17 protein-coding genes are annotated in these 20081 nt (G+C 40.7%); 14 read left to right on the top strand and 3 right to left on the bottom strand.

The features are described from left to right. Positions 1-37: 37 nt before the first annotated feature. On the top strand, positions 38-958 hold the full coding sequence (gene gnd / locus LPAF129_RS05055; RefSeq protein ID WP_373875033.1) for a phosphogluconate dehydrogenase (NAD(+)-dependent, decarboxylating): 921 nt from the start codon (positions 38-40) through the stop codon (positions 956-958). Between the two features lie 172 nt (positions 959-1130). Here gnd and LPAF129_RS05050 read toward each other — a convergent pair whose 3' ends face one another. Continuing rightward, entirely contained in the window at positions 1131-2072 is a 942-nt protein-coding gene (locus tag LPAF129_RS05050; protein WP_244055075.1) for an LCP family glycopolymer transferase, read from the bottom strand. Between the two features lie 177 nt (positions 2073-2249). Between LPAF129_RS05050 and galU the strand changes: the two genes are divergently transcribed. From galU to LPAF129_RS05030, 4 genes are all read left to right on the top strand, one after another. Then, positions 2250-3125 (top strand): UTP--glucose-1-phosphate uridylyltransferase GalU, encoded by an 876-nt coding sequence (galU, locus tag LPAF129_RS05045; RefSeq protein WP_244055074.1) that lies wholly within the window; start codon positions 2250-2252, stop codon positions 3123-3125. A gap of 304 nt (positions 3126-3429) precedes the next feature. After that, the gene (locus tag LPAF129_RS05040) at positions 3430-3774 is read left to right on the top strand and encodes a hypothetical protein (protein ID WP_244055073.1); all 345 of its coding nucleotides are present in this window, start codon (positions 3430-3432) and stop codon (positions 3772-3774) included. Between the two features lie 19 nt (positions 3775-3793). Beyond that, positions 3794-4351: a helix-turn-helix domain-containing protein gene (locus tag LPAF129_RS05035; RefSeq protein WP_244055072.1), complete on the top strand. Its 558-nt coding sequence runs from the start codon at positions 3794-3796 to the stop codon at positions 4349-4351. After that, positions 4351-4764: a protein-export chaperone SecB gene (locus LPAF129_RS05030; protein WP_244055071.1), complete on the top strand. Its 414-nt coding sequence runs from the start codon at positions 4351-4353 to the stop codon at positions 4762-4764. The genes LPAF129_RS05035 and LPAF129_RS05030 overlap by 1 nt, the downstream gene beginning before the upstream one ends. A 239-nt stretch (positions 4765-5003) precedes the next feature. Here LPAF129_RS05030 and LPAF129_RS05025 read toward each other — a convergent pair whose 3' ends face one another. Further along, positions 5004-6533 carry a gluconokinase gene (locus LPAF129_RS05025; protein ID WP_244055070.1) on the bottom strand — a complete coding sequence of 510 codons (1530 nt, stop codon included), beginning with the start codon at positions 6531-6533 and terminating at the stop codon, positions 5004-5006. Between the two features lie 456 nt (positions 6534-6989). On the opposite strand from LPAF129_RS05025, the gene LPAF129_RS05020 reads away from it, so the two are divergent. From LPAF129_RS05020 to LPAF129_RS04995, 6 genes are read left to right on the top strand one after another with little or no spacing between them, the layout of a single operon-like run. Further along, the gene (locus tag LPAF129_RS05020; protein WP_244055069.1) at positions 6990-7571 is read left to right on the top strand and encodes a hypothetical protein; all 582 of its coding nucleotides are present in this window, start codon (positions 6990-6992) and stop codon (positions 7569-7571) included. Between the two features lie 16 nt (positions 7572-7587). Then, a complete protein-coding gene (locus LPAF129_RS05015; RefSeq protein WP_244055068.1) occupies positions 7588-8766 on the top strand; it encodes a hypothetical protein in 1179 nt (392 codons plus the stop codon). Between the two features lie 14 nt (positions 8767-8780). Further along, entirely contained in the window at positions 8781-9965 is a 1185-nt protein-coding gene (gene pgsB / locus LPAF129_RS05010) for a poly-gamma-glutamate synthase PgsB (RefSeq protein ID WP_244055067.1), read from the top strand. Positions 9966-9975: 10 nt separating this feature from the next. Beyond that, a complete protein-coding gene (gene pgsC / locus LPAF129_RS05005) occupies positions 9976-10428 on the top strand; it encodes a poly-gamma-glutamate biosynthesis protein PgsC (protein WP_244055066.1) in 453 nt (150 codons plus the stop codon). A 28-nt stretch (positions 10429-10456) separates the two neighbouring features. Continuing rightward, the gene (locus tag LPAF129_RS05000) at positions 10457-11710 is read left to right on the top strand and encodes a CapA family protein (protein WP_244055065.1); all 1254 of its coding nucleotides are present in this window, start codon (positions 10457-10459) and stop codon (positions 11708-11710) included. Positions 11711-11720: 10 nt separating this feature from the next. Continuing rightward, positions 11721-13370, top strand: coding sequence for a gamma-glutamyltransferase (locus LPAF129_RS04995; RefSeq protein WP_244055064.1), 1650 nt, complete (start codon positions 11721-11723; stop codon positions 13368-13370). A 329-nt stretch (positions 13371-13699) separates the two neighbouring features. Here LPAF129_RS04995 and asnB read toward each other — a convergent pair whose 3' ends face one another. Next, positions 13700-15658 carry an asparagine synthase (glutamine-hydrolyzing) gene (gene asnB, locus LPAF129_RS04990; RefSeq protein ID WP_244055063.1) on the bottom strand — a complete coding sequence of 653 codons (1959 nt, stop codon included), beginning with the start codon at positions 15656-15658 and terminating at the stop codon, positions 13700-13702. A 348-nt stretch (positions 15659-16006) separates the two neighbouring features. On the opposite strand from asnB, the gene LPAF129_RS04985 reads away from it, so the two are divergent. From LPAF129_RS04985 to LPAF129_RS04975, 3 genes are all read left to right on the top strand, one after another. After that, the gene (locus LPAF129_RS04985) at positions 16007-16480 is read left to right on the top strand and encodes a hypothetical protein (protein WP_244055062.1); all 474 of its coding nucleotides are present in this window, start codon (positions 16007-16009) and stop codon (positions 16478-16480) included. A 556-nt stretch (positions 16481-17036) separates the two neighbouring features. Then, positions 17037-18800 carry a putative glycosyltransferase family protein gene (locus LPAF129_RS04980; protein WP_244055061.1) on the top strand — a complete coding sequence of 588 codons (1764 nt, stop codon included), beginning with the start codon at positions 17037-17039 and terminating at the stop codon, positions 18798-18800. Positions 18801-18906: 106 nt separating this feature from the next. Continuing rightward, on the top strand, positions 18907-20076 hold the full coding sequence (locus tag LPAF129_RS04975; RefSeq protein ID WP_244055060.1) for an MFS transporter: 1170 nt from the start codon (positions 18907-18909) through the stop codon (positions 20074-20076). Positions 20077-20081 lie beyond the last annotated feature (5 nt).

Raw genomic sequence — 20081 nt, 5'->3', positions numbered from 1 at the left:
AAATTAGTAATTATTAAAACATTTCTAAAAAGATGTTATAAGATACAAAAGGAGGAAAAACATGCAAGTTGGTTTGGTTGGATTAGGGAAAATGGGCTGGAATTTATTAGAAAATATGTTGAGTAAAGGTATTGATGTAACAGCATTTGATAGTAATGATGATATCAGAGAAAAACTTATGACTACTACTGCTAGAAGTGCTGGAACCTTAAAAGAATTAGTTAATTCATTGTCACGACCAAGAATTGTTTGGTTAATGGTACCTGCCGGAGAGGCTACACAAGATTGCATTGATCAGTTGTGTAAGTTGCTTAATAGTGATGATATTTTAATTGATGGAGGAAATTCATATTATAAGGACTCTATTAAACATTTTCAAAGTTTAAGTATCGAGAAAATTCATTTTTTTGATGTTGGAACTTCAGGCGGGATCTCTGGGGCACGTAATGGTGGAAACTTTATGATTGGTGGTCCAAAAGAGCTTTTTTCACAAATTGATCCCTTATTTAAAAAGATTTCAGCGAAAGATGGGTATATGTATACTGGTGAAGCTGGATCAGGGCATTTTTTGAAAATGGTTCATAACGGTATTGAGTATGGAATGATGCAAGCAATAGGTGAAGGTTTTGAAATATTAGATAAATCACAATTTAATTATAATAATGAAGCTGTTGCTCAGGTTTGGAATAGCGGTTCAGTTATTCGTAGTTGGTTAATTGAACTTGCCCAGAAAGCTTTTAGTGAAGATAAAAATTTGAAGCAAATTAAAGGAATTATGCATTCCTCTGGTGAAGGTGCATGGACTATAGAAGAAGCGATTAGATTACATGTACCTACTCCAGTAATTAGCAGTGCGTTAATGACTCGGTACAAGTCAGAAGAGAACGATTCTATGGCTGGTAAAGTAGTAGCCGCTTTAAGAAATGAGTTTGGAGGTCATCCAATAAACAAGGCATAATTTAAAAATATTAGATGAGTCTATTAAAATGGATTGATAAAAACTTAGTAGGTTAAGTTTATAAAAACGTGTAGAGAAATGGCATAAACAAAAGGGTCGTATCATCATGTTTCAACCTTTAACATGATGTTACGGCCCCTTTGTGCTTTACAAAGTATCATTCTTATACTATTTATTTAATTTCCAATTGATTCTTTAGTTTTTGCTGAACAGCATTAAGATTATTACCCGAGACAACTTCGTAAGAAACTCCGTCAATCATTTGGCCTTGGCCTTTAAGCTGAATCTGTGAAATGTCTGTGGCACCTTTATAATTAGCGTAAATTTGTTTCATTTGTTTGAATGAAATATCAGTCTTCATATTTGAAGAAAGTGCATTTAAAATTGATTGATATTTAGTAATACTACCAACTGAAGCGATTTGTTTTATCATAGCAGTTACAACTTCTCGTTGACGTAATTGCCGACCATAGTCGCCTCTAGGATCTTCGTGACGCATTCTAGTGAAGGATAAAATGTTGTGTTGATTGATTGAAATTTTTCCTTCTGGAAAATGGTTACCATCCTGAGTAAAATCTAGGTCATTATCAACTTCGACAGGACCAATTGCTGCTGAAAGTTGCTCTAACCCTTTCATGTTTACTTCGATGTAATGATCTAATGGAATATCTAAATAGCTTTGTAGCGTGTTTAATGCTCCAGTTAAGCCACCATAGGCATAAGCTGCATTAATTTTACTGTTCCCAGGGTGATTAGCAATGGTGACCAAAGTATCACGTGGAATACTTAAAAGGGTAGTTTTCTTAGGAGTAACTGTTGCCACCATAATAGTATCCGATCGACCGCGTTCGGTTCGTCCAAGTTCTCCAGTATCAACACCCAGTAAAAGGACTGAGAACGGTTTTGATTTCGTTAAATCAACCGATTGGTCACGACCAGTGTTATGTTTAACTGGTGTATATGTAGATTCAACCGATTTTTTAGCGTCAAAATAAAACTTAGTAACAACGGCACCACTAATAATTAATAGGGTTAGGATGATTCCAATAAACCATTTCCAGATGCGGTGATTTTTATGCTTTGAATGATGATGTTTATGCTGACTAGTAGCCATTAAAACACACCTACCTTTTTAAGTTTTTAATACTAACGTTTACATTATAGCAAAAATAAACTCATAAATGTTTTATTCTTGAAATTAGTGATAATTATTTTTATTTAGTTTGAAGAGGTGGTAAACTTATATTCGTACGTTTAATTACGTATTAAATTTTTAGGGGGGAATTATCTAATGAAAAAAGTTAGAAAAGCTGTCATCCCGGCAGCTGGTTTAGGAACGCGTTTTTTGCCTGCAACTAAGGCGTTAGCGAAGGAAATGCTGCCAATCATTGACAAGCCAACGATTCAATACATAGTTGAAGAAGCCAGAAAATCTGGTATTGAAGACATTTTGATCGTGACAGGTAAGGGTAAGCGACCAATCGAAGATCACTTTGATTCCGTGCCTGAATTGGAACAAAATTTGAAGGAAAAGGGTAAAACTGATTTGTTGAAGTTAGTTGAACAAACAACTGATATTAACATCTACTTTATCCGCCAGTCACATCCACGCGGCTTAGGTGATGCCATTTTGACCGCCAAAGACTTTGTGGGTGGTGAACCATTTGTTGTCATGTTAGGTGATGACATTATGGAAGACAAGGTTCCATTGACTAAGCAGTTGATGAATCGTTACGAAGAAACTCATGCCTCAACTTTGGCAGTTATGAAAGTGCCACATGATGAAGTTAATAAGTACGGCGTGATCGACCCAGGTGAACAATCAGTCAAAGGTCTGTATGACGTCAAACAGTTTGTTGAAAAGCCAGACGTTGATAAGGCACCATCTGACTTGGCAATTATTGGGCGTTACTTATTAACACCTGAAATTTTTGACATGTTAGAAACTCAAAAGCCAGGTGCTGGTAATGAAATTCAGCTAACAGACGCAATTGACCGTTTGAACCAGATCCAACGAGTTTTTGCCCATGAATTTAAGGGTGACCGTTTTGATGTTGGTTACAAGTTTGGTTACTTAAAGACTTCTATTGAATTTGGCTTACGTCACCCAGAAGTTAAGGATGACTTGAAGAAGTATATTAAAGAACTAGGCAAGACACTTAAATAAGCAATTTTAGACAGGACTCAAAAGGTGAAAGATACTTTTGGGCCTGTCTTTTTAGTTGGCAGTTAAAATTAGTGAACTTTTTTTAAAAATTTTCCTAAGTTAGATCAAATTTTGCTTTTTTTGCGTATCTTATATTAGGTGCAAAGTTGGGAAATTTACGCTTATTAGCAACAATAGAATCAGTAGAGTGCTGACTAAGGGGGATTTTGACACTTTTATGTAAGTATTTTAGCCTTTTGTTTTCTCTGAGATACAAAAGGTGTTACTATAAAGATGAATGAAGTGGTTTGGATGTGGAAGAATTTTGGCAGATATTGAAGAAATAAAAAGCATTCTTAAAAGTATTCGGAAAAGACGAAATAAATGGAGAATGAGTAATCGTTCGAAAAATATTGCTACACTTAGATATTTAGGGATTACGGATGAGGTTGCTTTTGATTCAATATATAATCAATTACGTTATTATGACTATGTGCGTGGTCCTGAACCAGATAACCATCCTAAACCGATACCAGGAGATATTTGGATTTTTGGTCTCGTAATCAGTGATGAGGAATGTTATTTAAAGTTTCAAGATAAGCCTAGTGGAATTGTAATGTGGATTTCTATTCATAAGGCAATTCGTCCACTGTCTTTTCCTTATAAATAAAAGAAGAGGGGGAATCATGATGGTGAAAAAGAGAAAATTTTATAATCCGGAATTGGAAACTACAGAATTATATACTGAAGTTTGGAGACCAGAACTAGTAACAGTTAAAGATGTAACAGACTTATTAGTTATTAACCATTATTGGCAGGATAGTGATGGCGAATTATGGGGGGATTTTACTGACCCAATGGAAAACGTTAGAGAAGCTTTTGATGCTTATCGTGAACGTCAGGACTATTTGAAGCCAGTTGAAATCAAAAAAATCCGGCATGATTTAGGAATGACTGTACGAGAGTTTGCGGATTTCATTGGAATCGGATCCTCGACATTAACGCAAATTGAAAATAATAAAAGATTACAAGTTAAGTATCAAGAAAATTTATTTAGATTTGTAAAAAATCGATATGAAAATGGGGAGAAGTTACGACAAAATAAAAACAAAACCGAAGAAAATAAGTTAACGGGTATTCTTAGTGATTCACCCTATCAAGTTGATCACTATGAATATGAAACTGAGAATAACTATAAAGATAGTCGAATGTTTGACCAATCTAATAAATTAGGAGATGCAGTATAATGAGTGTTTTAAGTTTTGAAGGTTATCATGTTGAAGAAATGAATTATCAAAGGAATAGTTCATATAAGGCTGCACAAAAAACAATTCTAATGGATCCTAAATTTTCTAAAGATGTTAGTGTAGAGGGAAACAAAATTGATGTTAGATTATCGGTTACTGTAGGTTCGCTTGAAAACACAGAAATACCATTTTATGTTAAATGTTCGGTTACAGGAACGTTTGTATATCATCCTGACGAGAATGAAACCAAAGCTGAAGTAGATACCTTAATTCGCAATAATGCAGTGGCAATTTTGTATCCATATGTTCGTGCAATTGTTGCAACGTTGACAACAACGTCTAATGAATTTCCTGGTTATAATATGCCAACGATTAATGTTAGTCAGGTTTTGTCGGATAATAAAGATGACTAGCATTGAGAAATGAAAAAATACTATATTCGAATAGCTTAAATAAAGACGTTTTCATTGCAAAAAAAGTAATTTTGCGATGAAAACGTCTTTATTTTTTAAAAGCGTGTTTTGTAAGGGCAAATTTTGTTGGTAATTGTACCAGTCTGTAGCAGTCAGATTAACAGATAATGCTGTCTGTTCTGTCATAATCAAAAATGCTTCAGCAAAAAGTTTTTGTAAATTAGACTGCCACGACCTAATTAGGGTCGCGGGTGCCGGGCCTGAAAGTGGGCCAAGTTTGCATATTCAGCTCCCAAGTGAGCAGTTAGGCGAGTGTAAATGGACCATAATTCGTGGTAAACAGCAGAATTTGCGGCAAGTGGTTTGTAGGTCGTAGTTGTCCCTAGCCACTGCTTGACAACACTAAGGTCAGAGACTAGCCCTAGCGCTTTTAGCCCCACGACTGCCGCTCCTAGACACGAAGATTCAAAGTCTTGGGGAATGGTAATCGGACAGGCAAAAATATCTGCCAGAATTTGGCACCACGTCTTGGAGCGGGCAAAACCGCCCGTGGCTAAAATTTCGGTAGGCTGCCCAGTCAGTTCAATGACTTCTTGGAGCACGGTGTTGAGGTTAAAGGTGATTCCTTCCAACACGGCCCGTAACATGTCGGCTTTAGTGTGGAGATAGGTTAAGCCAAAAAATGAGCCGCGGGCGTTGGCATCCCAGAGTGGCGCCCGTTCTCCGCCTAAAAAGGGGTGGAACAACAGTCCATTAGCCCCAGCCGGAACTTGGGCGGCAATCTCATTAAGGCGCTCATATGATAATTGGTGCTCCGCGGTTTCTGCGGGCGCAAAGAGTTTGTCTTTGGCCAAGCCCAAGACGGCGCCGCCGTTGTTAACCGGTCCCCCGACCACGTAGTGTTGGCGGTCTAGAGCATAACAAAATAAGCGTCCTTGTGGGTCGGTGACGGGGTGGTTTAGCGTGACACGAACTGCGCCTGAGGTACCAATCGTGACGGCAATGCGTTCTGGGTCGAGAGCGCCAACTCCTAAGTTGGACAGAGCACCATCAAAAGCACCCTGAACAAAAGTAGTCTGGGTGGGACAACCTGTTTGTGTGACATATTGGGTCTTTAAGCCCTGAAATTTAGCATAAGCATCTACGACTGGCGGTAATTGCTCTTTGGTGATCCCCGCTAATGCTAGCGCGTCTTGATCCCATTGCTGGTCGAAAATATTAAACAAGCCCGTACAACTGGCATTTGAAATATCCATTTGCCAGACACCGCAGAGTTGGTAAATGACATACTCTTTAATACCGCAATAGTAGGTAGCGTGCGCACATAATTCCGGCTGACTTTTATGTAACCACCTGAGTTTGCACAATAAGGACATTGGGTGGAGCGGCGTGCCTGTTTTTTCATAAATCGCTTGGCCGCGTGTGGATTCCTTGAGCTGTTCAGCAACAGCGGTCGCCCGGGTATCAGCCCAAGTCAACAGGCGGGTGAGGGGGCGGTAGTTCTGGTCCAAGGCAAGCAAACTCTGGTTAGCACTTGAGAAGCTGACGCCTGCCAATTGATCTTGGGTAAAATCTATGGATTGATTGACTTCAGTTAACACGGATAAAACAGCTGTTAAAATTGCTGCAGGATCTTCTTCTGCCAGCCCGCTCGCATCGCGAAATAAGGTGTATGTACGGTTAGCGTGGGCGTATACTTGACCGTCCAGTCCGTAAAGGACCGCTTTAGTACTGCTGGTGCCAATGTCTAAGCCAATGATATATTGCACTAGGAATCATCCTTTCGTTGGTGACTAATTTAAGTAGAAATAAAATTTGCTGTTTTTTTATTGGTTGGTTTCATGGGGATTATACTACAAAATGTAGGTTGATGTTAATGTAACCACAAAGTTTAATTTGACTAGGCTCATGGATTATTTCTGATGTTGTTAACAAAATAACTCGCAAGTCATTCCAATTAAATTCTTTAGACTTTCTTAATCTTTGTACTAGAACACAGGCTAAACCGATAATATTAGGCTTTTCCATGGGCATAATTGACGAAAAAAAGTACTAAAAATTTGGTCAACAGCAAAATGTAACAGTTTTATTTTACATATGATAGAATTGAAGTAGTATTTAAGTGTTTCTATTTATTTCCGTAGATGAAATAACCGTAATACTTGTTTACCCAGAAATTTTTCTTGATAAAACTGGAAGGGGGTTAAGTTATTTTAAGTAAGAGAATGCGAAAAATAATTCTAGTGATAGTGACGCTACTGCTGCTGACGGTTGCTTTACCTGCGCTGCCAGTGACTGCCACCACCACTTTGCCGGTTAAAACGATCACGGTGGGTTCCAGTGATGATGATGGGACTTTATATCAAAGCAAGCAAACTTCCACTACGATCGAGTTTTTGCACGGTCATTTTTTGTTACGTGATTTTGATAGTCAAAAACAGTCAACCTTGGTTAAAGACAAAAAAGTTAGTCTCCGTGATCAGCAGATGCGCGTGTATGTTAATCCCCAGGATTCCACGGTGTCGTTAATGTATGACGCTAAAAATCATGAAGTGGTCTACAACAATAATACTTTTCATCGGGTGGATAATGGCGCAGAAGTTTTAAATATTCAGTTGGCGCTAGCGCTAGTTCGTCAACGTGTGGGGAATCAACCAGGATTAATTGTGAGTGGGACAAATATTCGCGCGATGGATGACGATGGCAGGTTGTATTATCGCGTCAAAGTGCAACAACGTCGGCAGAAAAAAGTACGGCTGTTCCAGGTTTATTCAGATAACGGCAAGATCGTCGCCGTCAAAAAATAAGTGAGGAGTGCTTGAAGTGTGGTATCGGTTGCTTTTGTTAGGAATTCTGGTCTTTAGTTTAGGAGTTTCTTATTTTGTAAATCAAGTGCGCCAAAAAGCACCAACGATTTTAAATCATGTCATTAAGATCATCTTTGATACTTTATCCATTATCTCTGGGACCTTGATTGCCTGCCAGTATTTAAAAGTAGGCCAGCAACAATTAGGGCTAGTTATGATTTTAGTCTCGTTACTGATCATTTTACAAATTATTGTTGAAATTCTGCGTGAGCCCATCAAAGTCAACAAGTTTTTGCTGGGGATCTTGCTGATTTTTCCGTTGTTTAGTTCAGTTTACGCAACTAGTCAGTTTCAGGCGGTTACAAGTTCACAGGAGAAACGGACGCAAAAACGGGCGAAACGTGAGAATTATGTGAAGACGACGGCAAATCAAAATCTACGGGTCCGGCAACAAATCAATAACCAACTGGCATTGTTGACGGAAGTCACTAAAAAGTATGCTAACTTTGTTTTGGTTGGTGGGACCACGACTCCTGGGATCTATGTTTATGCTGAAAATGCGACAGATGATTCGCAGGTTTTTTTAGTGAAAGCCAATAATATGGGAAAATTTACCGCCATCATTCCACAAGCAAAGTTAAAAAATGTCGCCAACTTGAAAATTTATGTGAACGGAATTTCTATTTTAAATGATGACACGGTCAATAAAGAACAACATGCCGTGGCAGACGAAAATTTGAATTTGCAGAAAGTTGCGCAAGAAAAAACTATTTCTGATGGTTTTTATCACGTGGGTTCAGACGTGAAAGCAGGCGAGTATTTCTTGTTGTCGGATGGCAGCGGTCAAATCAGCTGGTCGAACGGTGAACAAAATAGCCGGTCTTTTGATCAGAGTTTGTACGTGAAATTAGCCAAGGATGACCTAATTACCATTTATAATGCGACCTTGATCCCAGCCGTCCACAATGCCAGCTTTAGTTCCAATGAAATTAGTAATGGGATGTTGAAGGTCGGTAATGATTTGGCAGCGGGTCGTTACGAACTAAAAGCCACCGCAGATTATGCTGTCGCCAAGATTTACAAGCAACCGATCACTAGTCGGCTCAATGAAGGACAGGTTTTAGATTCCTCAAGTTTCGAATTGAAACGGGGACAATATGTGTACTTGTTAAATACGAAGCTGCTTAGAAAATAGGAGTGAAGGTGAAAATGACAACGCTATTATTTATTCCGCTCGGGCTAGTGGCGGTGATTCTAGTGATCTTAGGCGTCAACGAAAAACAACAGAATAATCGCTATGTCAACAGCATCCCGTTGCGGATCAATGTGAATGGGATTCGGGGGAAGTCGACTGCGACCCGGTTGATCACCTCGATTTTGAATGAGGCCGGTTATCAGACGATGGGTAAGACTACGGGGACAGCTGCACGGAAAATTTATCCCGCACAAGGGCGAGAAGTTGAAATTAAACGCCAACCGCAAGGAGCCAATATTAAAGAGCAGTTGACCACGATCAAAGAAGCCTCTGCTAAAAAAATGGATGCCCTGGTCTGTGAGTGCATGGCGGTCAAGCCGGAATACCAAAAAATTTACCAGCATGAAATGTTTCGTGCGAACATCTATGTGATCGTGAACGTCTTGGAAGATCACTTAGACGAGATGGGACCAACGACGCGTGAAATCGCCTATGCTTTTGCGCAGTCGATTCCCTATGACGGCTACGTGATCACGGTGCCCAGTCCATTTACTGCTTACTTTCAAAAAATTGCGGATGAGCGCCACACCAAACTTTTGTTAGCGGATAACAGCCAGCTTAAGCCCGACTACTTAGACCAGTTTGATTATGTGCTGTTTCCCGATAATGTCAGTCTTGCTTTAACGACCGCCCAGGCACTGGGGATTCCCGCTGAAGTTGCGTACCGGGGGATGTTAAAGGGCGAGCCTGATCCGGGAGCATTAAAAGTCAAACATATTCAAAATTCACAGGTTGATTTTACGTTCGTGAATGCTTTTGCGGCCAATGAGCCGGCTTCTAGTTTAGATATTTGGCAATATATTGTTGATTCTCCAGACATTCCAAGTGACGATCCCGTGATCTTATTTAACGGGCGGCTTGATCGGGGGGACCGGACCGAATTATTTGCCCGGGAGTTTTTCCCGGAGATCCCGAATGCGACAATTATTGGGATGGGTCAGGCGATCCGGCGCTTGGGCTATTATTACGGGAAAGGTTTTTATCCTGACACCAAGAAATATTATGACCGGGAAAATGCCAAGCCCGTCGATCTCATGCGGGAGTTTTTGCCGCTCTTAAACGGGCGAGTCTTATTAACGGTGGGTAATATTCACGGAGATGCCGAAGAACTGCTGGATATTATCAAGAAGCTGATGTAGGAGAGTAAATATGGTAATTACAGACTTTTATTTAGCATTGATTTTTGGGCTTTTTCTCGGCCTCTTGTTTTCAGAACTGACAGGGATCAATACTGGCGGGATCATTGCGCCGTGTTACCTGTCGTTGACCTTAGACACACCGGAAGTCGTTTTGTCTATTTTTCTGGTTGCGATTTTAACCTACCTGATCGTCCAGTACGTCTTACCACGTTACATGATTTTATTTGGTCGGCGGCGTTTTGTGGCCTTAATGGTTACAGCGGTCTTGTTAAAATTACTGTTGGAACTGGTTTATCCGGTGATGCCGTTTGCGACTTTTTTGTTCCGGGGAATCGGGATCATTGTTCCCGCTCTAATTGCGAATTCATTTTCCAAGCAAGGCATTAAGTTGACAACTTTTGCAACTTTAGCTGTGGCCCTGGCGGATTTCTTGCTGTTGGCTGGGATCCACCTCTTAATGTAAAAAATAGTGATGACAAGGAGTAGGTAACGTGGCTAAATACAGTCGAACCAAGCAGAAGCACAATGCTGCACACAAAAATAAACACGGTCCACAAGCCCCTGCGACCAGGCTCTTACCGCCGAGCACCGAAAAACTAACTTTTAAGCAGAAGATTATTCAACAGACCCGTTACCGTCGTCCGCTACGTGTGGTAACTTTGTTAATTGTCGCACTCTGCTTGTTTTTCAGCGCCTGGGTCACTGACTACCTGCACAATCAGGTCTTGATCGTGAAACACAATATCTCACTGACTAGCCGCCCATCTGATCGCCTGCAGCTGTCCTTTGTTGGTGATGTGATGCTGGATCGCGGCAACGCGCGCAAGGGACGCCACGGTGGTTATGACCAATTTTTTACGCATGCGAAGCAGGTTTGGCGGCAATCTGACCTGACTTTTGCCAACCTGGAAAACGTGGTGACTGATCAGGCGACACAGCTGAGCGAAATCGAAGGAAAAAATATTCATTTCAAAATGGATCCGGCAGGATTGACTGCACTCCAAAAGGCGGGCTTCACGACGGTTGGAGTGGCTAATAATCATGTCGGCGACTATGGCGAAAAAGGGGTCCGCGATACCATGGCAGCCTTGAATCAGCGGCAGTTGGACTTTGCAGGGCTCGGTGAAAACACAGCCGACGCTTTAAAATACCAGCTCTACGATATTGATGGCATCAAGGTCAGCTTTCTGGCAGTGACAGACGTGATCCCGCCTGGAACGCGGGCCAAGGAGCAACGGGCAGGAATGTTAACGACAACTAATGATGAATACTTAAACTTGATCCAAGAAGCAGCGGCTCAATCAGACTACACCGTCGTTTATGCCCATTGGGGGAATGAAAATGGGTTTAAGGTGAACGACCGCCAGCAAAAACTGGGCCATCAAATGACCGATGCCGGCGCGGACCTGGTGGTGGGAATGCACAGTCACGTGGTGCAACCTATTGAAAAATATAAGAACGGACTAATTCTGTACAGTTTGGGCAACTTTGTCTTTGAACAGCAATATTCGCGGCAAAAAGATACGGTCGTTGCTAACCTGCGCTTAGACCAACAGGGCAAGTTGACCCTGGAAGTAGTCCCAATGCGGATCAAAGATGGGGTTCCGACAATTACCAGAAATCCATTTTTCAAGCAGCGCATCTATCATCAGCTCACCAAACAGCTGCCGGCCAAAGATTACTCCAAGCGACCGGACAGCTTAGTCGTCCGGAACTTTGGCTATCACTATCAATTTAAGAAATGAGGAGATCTCGATGAAATATGTGAAAATGATCGGTAGTTTTGTCTTGATCGCAGTTGGAATTTTATTATTGTTACTATTACCAGGCTTTATTTCTTCCATGAATTCTGGCGATCATGGCAGTCACCCCACGACAAAATTGACCGACAAACTACCATGGAAGAAAAAGAAAACGACGACTCATAGTCAGCGCTATGCGGTTTCGACCTCGAGCACGTATGCGACCAAGGTCGGTGAACAGGTTTTAAAAGACGGCGGGAATGCAGTCGATGCCGCTGTAGCGGTCTCCTATGCGCTAGCCTTAACGGAACCCTATGCATCTGGGTTAGGCGGTGGGGGCGGAATGATCATTTACGACCCAAAAACTAAGGAATACCATGGGGTTGATTACCGTGATAGTGCACCACAGTCGGCGGAACAAATGGTGTCACCAACGGCGGTGCCAACCTTTGTGAAAGGCATGGATTACTTGACCCGTCATTACGGGACTCAATCAATGAGTAAAATGATGGAACCGACGATCAAGTTAGCTCAGGATGGCTTCCAAGTTTCACCAGTTTTTTCGACTTACATTGAGGTCTACCAGTATTTGTTGGCGGATAACCCAGACTATCAAAATCAGGCTGGCGATTTATTAGAGCGGGGCGAAACCATGCACCCGAAAAAGATGCTGGCAACGCTGAAGGCTGTGCAAAAAAAGGGCACGCAGGCGTATTACTCCGGCAAACTAGCGGATGAGATCGCCGCCAAAACGACCCTGGCTAAAAGTGACTTAAAAGGTGCACGGGTCGAAAATGCTCAGCCAGTTGTTACCAAAATTAATGGCAATGAGTATGCGACTTTACCCGCACCATTTTCTGGGGTGACAATGCTGCAGATGTTGAAGCTGGCGAATGAAAGTGAACTGCCAAACCCGCGGACGGAGCCGGATGCTTATTTGAAAAAGTACAAACACTTAAAGCGCTTAGCCTATGCCGACCGGGTCAAACATATGAGTGATCCAAAGTTCAACCAGGTTGACTCGCAGGCGATGGTCACGGATGAGTACGTGGCAACTTTACGTTCCAACAACGTGTTGCGGACCCCAGCTGGGCAACAGGAGGACGACAGTAATAATACGACGCATTTTTCGATTGTCGACAAAGATGGGATGACAGTCTCAGCGACGAATACGTTGGGAAATTTCTACGGGTCTGAAATTGAGGCGGGCGGCTTTTACTTGAACGCCGCTAACAAGCTTTTTTCACCCAGCAATGAAGGATTGAACAAGTATGAAGCGGGTAAAAAGCCGCGGAACTTTACGGCGCCGACCATTGTTCAAACGAGCCGGCATGAAACGATTGGCCTCGGAACACCTGGGGGAAACATGATCCCAGAATTTATGTTCCAGACGCTAACGGACCATTTGAAATACAAGACAGACTTTAAAACGGCGATTGAAAGAAATCGGCTGTATTTGACACGTGAGAACCAGTTTGTCTTTGAAGATAATGACCGGCGCAAGGACTATCTGCCATTTGATGAGGTTAAGGAAGTTCCATTCACGATGAAACGCAGTGACGAGTATTTTGGTTCCATGCAGGTTGTGGAACGTAATAATCAGACGGGCAAGACCCGTGCTTATTACGATACCCGGAGAAATGGCGCAGCGAAGAGCGACTAAAATCACAGGGCGGAACAAAGCGGTTAACTCCTGAGCATGATCGTGACATGACCTTTAATGCGTATTAGGCATTGAAGGTTGGGGCGTGATAAGCGGAGGGAGTTGCTTTGAGTAGCTCGACTAAAATCACAGGGCGGAGTGAGGTGAGTTTGTTTGGCCCCAAGAATGGTAGAAGAGGGGCCAGACTAAATACGTTTGGCCCCAAGAACGGCAAAAGAGGGGCCAGACTTATCCTCCACTGAAAAAAATTCGAATTAATACTCCGAAGCACAAAAATAGCGTTCAGCACCGGCTCACAGTTAGAGCAGGGCTGAACGCTATTATAATGATTAAACTAATTTGCCACTATCCATCAAAGCTTGTACTTCTGGTTGGACATGGGCGTATTTTTGGACGGTATTTTCGAAGTCGATAAAGTAGAGCTTGTACCAAACTAGGAAAGTATAGATTGTCCACACTTGGCGGCGGCCGTTGACCTTACCGTCGAAGTTATCCTGCAAAAGTTTGAGGATTTGGCGCTGGATGAAAATCTCATTGACCCAGCTTTCTTCAAATAAGGCACGAACTTGGTCGCAGTATTCTGGTTCTTCCAACCAAGCTTTGACCGGCACTGGGAAGCCCAGCTTAGGTCGTTTGGCAAAATCTTCTGGGAGGTGCTTTAAGGCTGCCTTCCGGAAGGCTTGTTTGGAACCATCTTTGTTTAACAACATTTCTGTTGGAATATTGTTGGCCATTTCGGCAACTTTCCGGTCCAAGAATGGGACCCGCAATTCCAAGGAATGGGCCATCGAGATCTTGTCCGCTTTTTGCAAAATGTCACTAAACATAAAGTGGTGCAAGTCAATGTATTGCATTTGCTTAACTTGGTCGACATCTTTGACTTTTTCGAAGTCGTCTTGGTAGAGACTGGAAACTGTCAAATTATTCTGGAAGTTGCCTTGCAAGACATGGTTGGCTTGGTCTGCCGTGAAAATCGTGGGTTGTTCTGGATCATAAATCCAGGATTCACCCGTATAGAAGTCCTTTGGCTGAGCTGCCCAAGTGTACATTTGGGTTTTACCAGGGAAGTTTGGTAATTTCTTGAGTAGTTTCGCCACTGAGGCCCGGTGTTTAGGTGACAAATGGTGGATCTTTTGTGCCACTGATTTGACCGTATTGTTAGTTGAATGCATCCCGTAATTCACATACCCAGCGAATAGTTCGTCAGCACCTTCACCTGACAGGGCGACGGTGACTTTCCGACGGGCTAACCGGCAGAGATACCAGAGCGGCACGACTGACGGGTTAGCGTCTGGTTCGTCCAAATGGTACTGCATTTCTGGGAAGTCGCTGAAAGCTTCTTTAGCGTCAACAGTTTCGACGTTGAAGTTCAAGCCTTTTTCGTCGGCGAGTTCTTTGGCGACACTGGCTTCATCAAATGGACCATTGGCGAAGTTCACGCTGAAGACTTCTTGGGGCTTCAAGACAGAAGTGACGTAAGAAGAATCGACCCCTTCAGACAAGAAACTACCGACTTTAACGTCGGCGATATTGTGCATGGCAACTGAGTCTGTCACAACTTGGTCGATTTCTTCGATCACTTCTTCTTCAGTCCGGTCAGAATCAATGTCATAGTGAGCGTCCCAGTATTCGTGAGTCGTTAATTCACCATTGGCATATTCGAACCAGTGACCAGCTGGAAAACGGTAGACGTTCTTAAATAAAGTTTCAGATAAATCATTATACTGGTTCATCAAGTATGGCTTAACAGCCTCCTTGTTGAGTTCCATCTTAAAGTTCGGATGGCGCATAAAAGATTTGATTTCTGAACCGACGATGAAAGTTTCACCTTGTTGGTAGTAATAGAGCGGTTTGATCCCAAAGAAATCACGGGCACCATACATGGTGTGTTTCTTGGTATCATAAATCAGGTAGGCAAACATTCCGCGGACGCGGTCTAATGTGCCAGCCATGCCCCATTCTTCGTAACCGTGGAGTAAAACTTCGGTATCGGTTGCTGTTTTGAATTCATGTCCAGCAGCGAGTAATTCTTCGCGCAGGGACTGATAATTATAAATTTCACCGTTAAAGGTCACTAAAATTGAACTATCTTCATTGTATAAGGGCTGTGCCCCGCTTTTAAGGTCAATGACACTGAGACGCACAAACCCCATCGCGACTTGATCATCTGTAAAATGTCCGCAGCCTTTGATATTCGGCCCACGGTGTTGAATCAATTTCATCATTGAGTCAATCGTTTCTTCTTTGTGTTCCACTTGCGGATCACTAAAAGCAATAATTCCACACAAGGTACGTATTCCCCCTAATTCGTCGAGCGGTTTAGAATTCGCTCTGTGATTTTTAGTCTAGTTCGCTAACTCACAACGCTAACGATATTTTGATTATACGCCAATCTTGGCTGAATTTACATCATAACGTTCATTAGTTTTAGCTAAGAAGCTAGCGAGTTTAATTATCATCAAATCGGTTTTGAACTAATAGATGAACCGTTAATCCGTTCAGAGTTACTTCCAAGAGAGACGAGCAAGACTTGGCGTTGCGAACTGACTGCTTGTTTAACAAAAAAATTTAAGCGGTTAGCGTGTACAAAAGTGAAAATTTTTTGTACAGTATTAATGGAAGAAAGGAGGGCTAACATGTTTTTAATTATTATGCTGGTTGCGACCGTTGTACTGGTGATTTCTTTAGCCCGGCGGGTCTATTTCCAATCACTGCTTGAAAAGAAGGCCAAGTTTAATTTCGCACCCGTCTTAGGCGGAGCCTTGATTTTGGGTTTCTTAAGTCCGCTGCTCAAAACTTTTGGACAATCGCTTGTTTTCGAAATGTTGTTAACTTCGTTGGTGATTTTAACCTTTATTTCTGGCCGCAACGGTTTAACGACCAAGGGAATCTTGTTGCCAAACTTAGTGACGAAACTCCTTGATTTCCAGCAAATTGGCAAGGTCAGCGTCACGCCGGTCACTGCTGCCACCGACCAGAATTTATTTTTAGCGACCTTCTTCGAGAAGCAATCGGCTCGTCCGCATGCATTGGTGTTCGAAATGTCACTGAACGACTTGCTGGGGTGGTTGAAAAAACGTCTGCCAGATGAAACAGAAATCGAATCATAACTGAAGTTCTAAGGCTCACACCAGCTTTAGAACTTTTTATTTGAAGTTTAAATTGAAAACGTTGTCCAAAATGTTTGATTCAAAATTTGGCCGAAAAAATTACAGTTTCAAGTATTCAGCAAACTTGTTGCTAGTTTTGGTTAGTACTTGAAACTGTATATATTTAGAGTGGTTGAACTATGTAATCCATTTTTCTGGACTTTCTTAGTACTGGCGTCTGCTTTAAACAGTAAAATAGTATGAGTATGACGAAATCAATAGACTCTAACTTATTTCTGGTGTGAGTGATAGACTTCATCCAATTATTTGGATTCGAAATGTGGATTCAACATTTTATTTTTTGATTTGCAAATATAATTGTCCATTATCCGAATTTCTAAAGCCATTAATCATCTTGAACTTAGAATGTTTAAGTACAATGCAGCATTTAATTTAACAATTCAAGGTTTAAAAAAGTACAGAAAAGTATCATATGAAGTCCAAAAATTATGCTAATATATAATTGTGTTGTTTTTTTACATAACCTTAACTAATAAAATGAAATGAGGTAAGGTATTTGAAATACAAAATAAAAAGTAATAGGTTGAAGGACGTTATTGTCATTGCTTTTTTTGCCTTATTGGCTTATATGTACATAGTTATTTTATTTAAAAGTGGTAAAATTTTTCCTGCGGCTGATAGACTTTTTCATATCGAAAGATTTGAAGAGGAATTTAAAATATTTCAAAGCGGTCATTTAGTTTCGATGATTTCTACTTTTAGTTTTTCAAAAGTAGGTCAAGCAATAAACGTATATTATCCATGGGGAAATCTTATTCCCTATGGAATAATTAGAAGTATAGTTAATAAACCAGTTACTGCATATTATTTTTATATTGGTTTAGAACAGTTTTTGGGGTTACTGATAGCATACTTTTCAGCTAATAAAATAAGTAAAAGTAGAAAATTAGCATTTGTTTTTGCAATTGTATTACGTTTTTCTGCATATGTTCTTTTTAATGATTTTCCAAGATTTGACGTTGGCGAAGCGTGGGCCTTAATTTTTATTCCTCTAACTTTAGCTGGTTTTTATAATTTAGTTATTAAAAATAGTTATTTAATCGGATCAGGATGTATGGCTTTAGGTTTAACCGCTGAGCTATATTGCCATATTTTAACATCTTTGATAACAGTGGTTACACTTATAGTTTTATATGTTATTTCATTCCTTTTTCAGAGCCACAAAGTAAAAATTCTGTTTTCTTTAATATGTAGTGTAATAATTTTTTTAGTATTAACGAGTGGGTTTATAATTCCGCTTATTTTTTCCATGTTTCAAAATAAGGTAATAGCACCTGTAATAGGGCTTGATGAAAGTTTTAATGGTTATTTAGCTAAATCAAAAAGTCTTTCTCAAGTTGTTAATTTATCACTAAATAACCATATATCGGGACTTGAACCAAATATTGGACTGGTTTTACTTGTAACAGTATTTTTAGGAATTGTTGTGTTTAACCAAAGTACAAACTTAGAAAAGACAATATATTTAATAGGAACCTCTTCTTTATTATTAGGTACAACTTTGTTACCATGGATGTTTAATTCGAAACAATTAATTCAAATTGTTCAATTTCCTTGGAGGCTGTTTACGATTTCCATTGTTTTTTTAGCATATTTTACCGCTAGTAAAGTAAGTAAAAAAAATATAAGTTCTATTTCTGTGATCTTAGTTGCACTATATTGTGGTCTTACTAGTATAGATTCAATTAAATATATACAGAATAATGGACCTGTTGAATCAATTTCATCACAAAATTATCCAAGACCATATACTTTAGATAATAAAAGTTACGAAAAGGTTTTAACATTAAATAATAATTCCGCTTCAGATGTTCGATATTTAGACTATTTGCCAAATAATGCTAAAATTAGTAGCAGTGATGCATTTAATCATAAAACAAAGCTTGGCAACCAAATCTTGTTTTTAAATAAAAATCAAATTATTCCTGGATATCAATCAGAAACGTTTAAGATACCTAAACATAGGGGAAAATCAGGGATTGCTGTACTACCGTTTTATATTTATGATGTAGATCACTATATATTGTATGTAGATGGTAAAAAAACGAATTTCAAAGTTAATAAAGGTAGTTTATTAACGTTCCAGTTCAAAACGAATAATAAACTAACGGCAACTGTAAAATATCAAACACCAGTAATTTATATTGTCGCAAGATATGTATCTCTAGGCGGAATAATTATATTATTGGTAATATATTTTATAATAAAATATCGAAGTCATAGAAAAACATACTTAGTAAATAAGGTACATTCTCTATAACCGTTTTGAAAAAAATTCGAGACCCATTTTGCTTTATGCATTAAAATAACCTACTGGAGATTATAAAGAGGTTTTGTGTAATCTTTTTTATGAAGGAGAATCAGCGTTGCATCTCAAGAATAAAACCTTTTTGGCGATCAACACTTTACTCAGCATGGGGAGTGGCTTGATCACGCCAATCATGACGCTCTATATTCATAATGACCTACATAAAAGCTTGGTGACAGCAGGCTATGTTTTGTTACTTTATTCAGGGATGATCGCGGTGGGATATTTGGTCGGCGGGCGATTGTTTGATACCTGGAAACAGGCTCCCTTGGTCTATATTGGCGGCAGCGTGGCCGTTTTGTTTTTACTGTTACTAGCTCTATTGCCTAAATGGCCGCTACTAGTATTCTTCTTAGCGCTGTACGGTGCGGGACAAGGACTGTGGCGCTCAGCCTTTAGCGGCTACATGGCGGTGATTCAAGATGGGGACCAAGATATTTTTAACAATAACTACTGGACCAGTAATATTGGAATGGGAGTCGCGACTTTGCTAGCGGGCTACCTTTATTCAGTCAGCGTTCACTTAGTCTTTGCAACCACAGCCGTCTTGTTTGTCGGCGGACTTGTGATTTTCGCGCGCTACTTTAAGGTTCCGCGTCCGTCGACTGAGGTGAGCGGGATTGACGTTGATTTGCCCGGCAAACGACTGCCAAGTCGGATGCAACCGCGCAGCATTGCGATTTTATGCGCGTTCATGTTTTTGACCTGTATCAGTTATGAGCAGTGGGAAAGCAATTTGTCAGTCATGATGACTGCTCAAGGAATCCCCGTGCAAAAATACAGCTTGTTATTTACCGTTGCGACCGGGCAGGTCATTATTTTCCAACCGTTATTGAACAAGATTTTTCCCCATCATCCGTGGGTGGAACGATTCCGCTTGATGTTTGGCCTGTTTTTATATGGCCTATCATTTTTATTGGTGATCGGGGCGCATGAATACTGGCGCTTTGTCGTGGGCATCGTTGTTTTGACAACGGGAGAAATCTTGGTGACACCCACGATTCCATTATTGTTGAGTAAGTATTCTGACCGGCAGCACCGGGGCTTTACCCAATCGCTTGGCAGTTTGTCAAATACCTTGGGCATCGCTTTAGGACCAGTGGTGGGTGGATATTTGATCACCTTAACCGGTTACCAGCATGCTTTTGTAGCCTTATTTGCCTTACAAATGGTGATGGTCTTGTTAGTGTTAGCTTTGCAAAAGACCGGACAGCCTGAGCCCAAATAAAAAGT

This window comes from Ligilactobacillus pabuli, from assembly GCF_022836475.1.
In the GTDB taxonomy this organism is placed as follows: Bacteria; Bacillota; Bacilli; order Lactobacillales; family Lactobacillaceae; genus Ligilactobacillus; species Ligilactobacillus pabuli.
Note: the sequence above shows the minus strand (reverse complement) of the source record. Positions and strands in the feature narration are given on the sequence as shown.

Bases quoted from the DNA above. Each gene is read 5' to 3' on its own strand.
- LPAF129_RS05035 (WP_244055072.1), top strand. From the start codon at position 3,794: ATGGTGAAAAAGAGAAAATTTTATAATCCGGAATTGGAAACTACAGAA.
- LPAF129_RS04985 (WP_244055062.1), top strand. From the start codon at position 16,007: ATGTTTTTAATTATTATGCTGGTTGCGACCGTTGTACTGGTGATTTCT.
- LPAF129_RS05020 (WP_244055069.1), top strand. From the start codon at position 6,990: ATGCGAAAAATAATTCTAGTGATAGTGACGCTACTGCTGCTGACGGTT.
- LPAF129_RS05030 (WP_244055071.1), top strand. From the start codon at position 4,351: ATGAGTGTTTTAAGTTTTGAAGGTTATCATGTTGAAGAAATGAATTAT.
- pgsC (WP_244055066.1), top strand. From the start codon at position 9,976: ATGGTAATTACAGACTTTTATTTAGCATTGATTTTTGGGCTTTTTCTC.
- LPAF129_RS05050 (WP_244055075.1), bottom strand. From the start codon at position 2,072: ATGGCTACTAGTCAGCATAAACATCATCATTCAAAGCATAAAAATCAC.
- LPAF129_RS04995 (WP_244055064.1), top strand. From the start codon at position 11,721: ATGAAATATGTGAAAATGATCGGTAGTTTTGTCTTGATCGCAGTTGGA.
- galU (WP_244055074.1), top strand. From the start codon at position 2,250: ATGAAAAAAGTTAGAAAAGCTGTCATCCCGGCAGCTGGTTTAGGAACG.
- pgsB (WP_244055067.1), top strand. From the start codon at position 8,781: ATGACAACGCTATTATTTATTCCGCTCGGGCTAGTGGCGGTGATTCTA.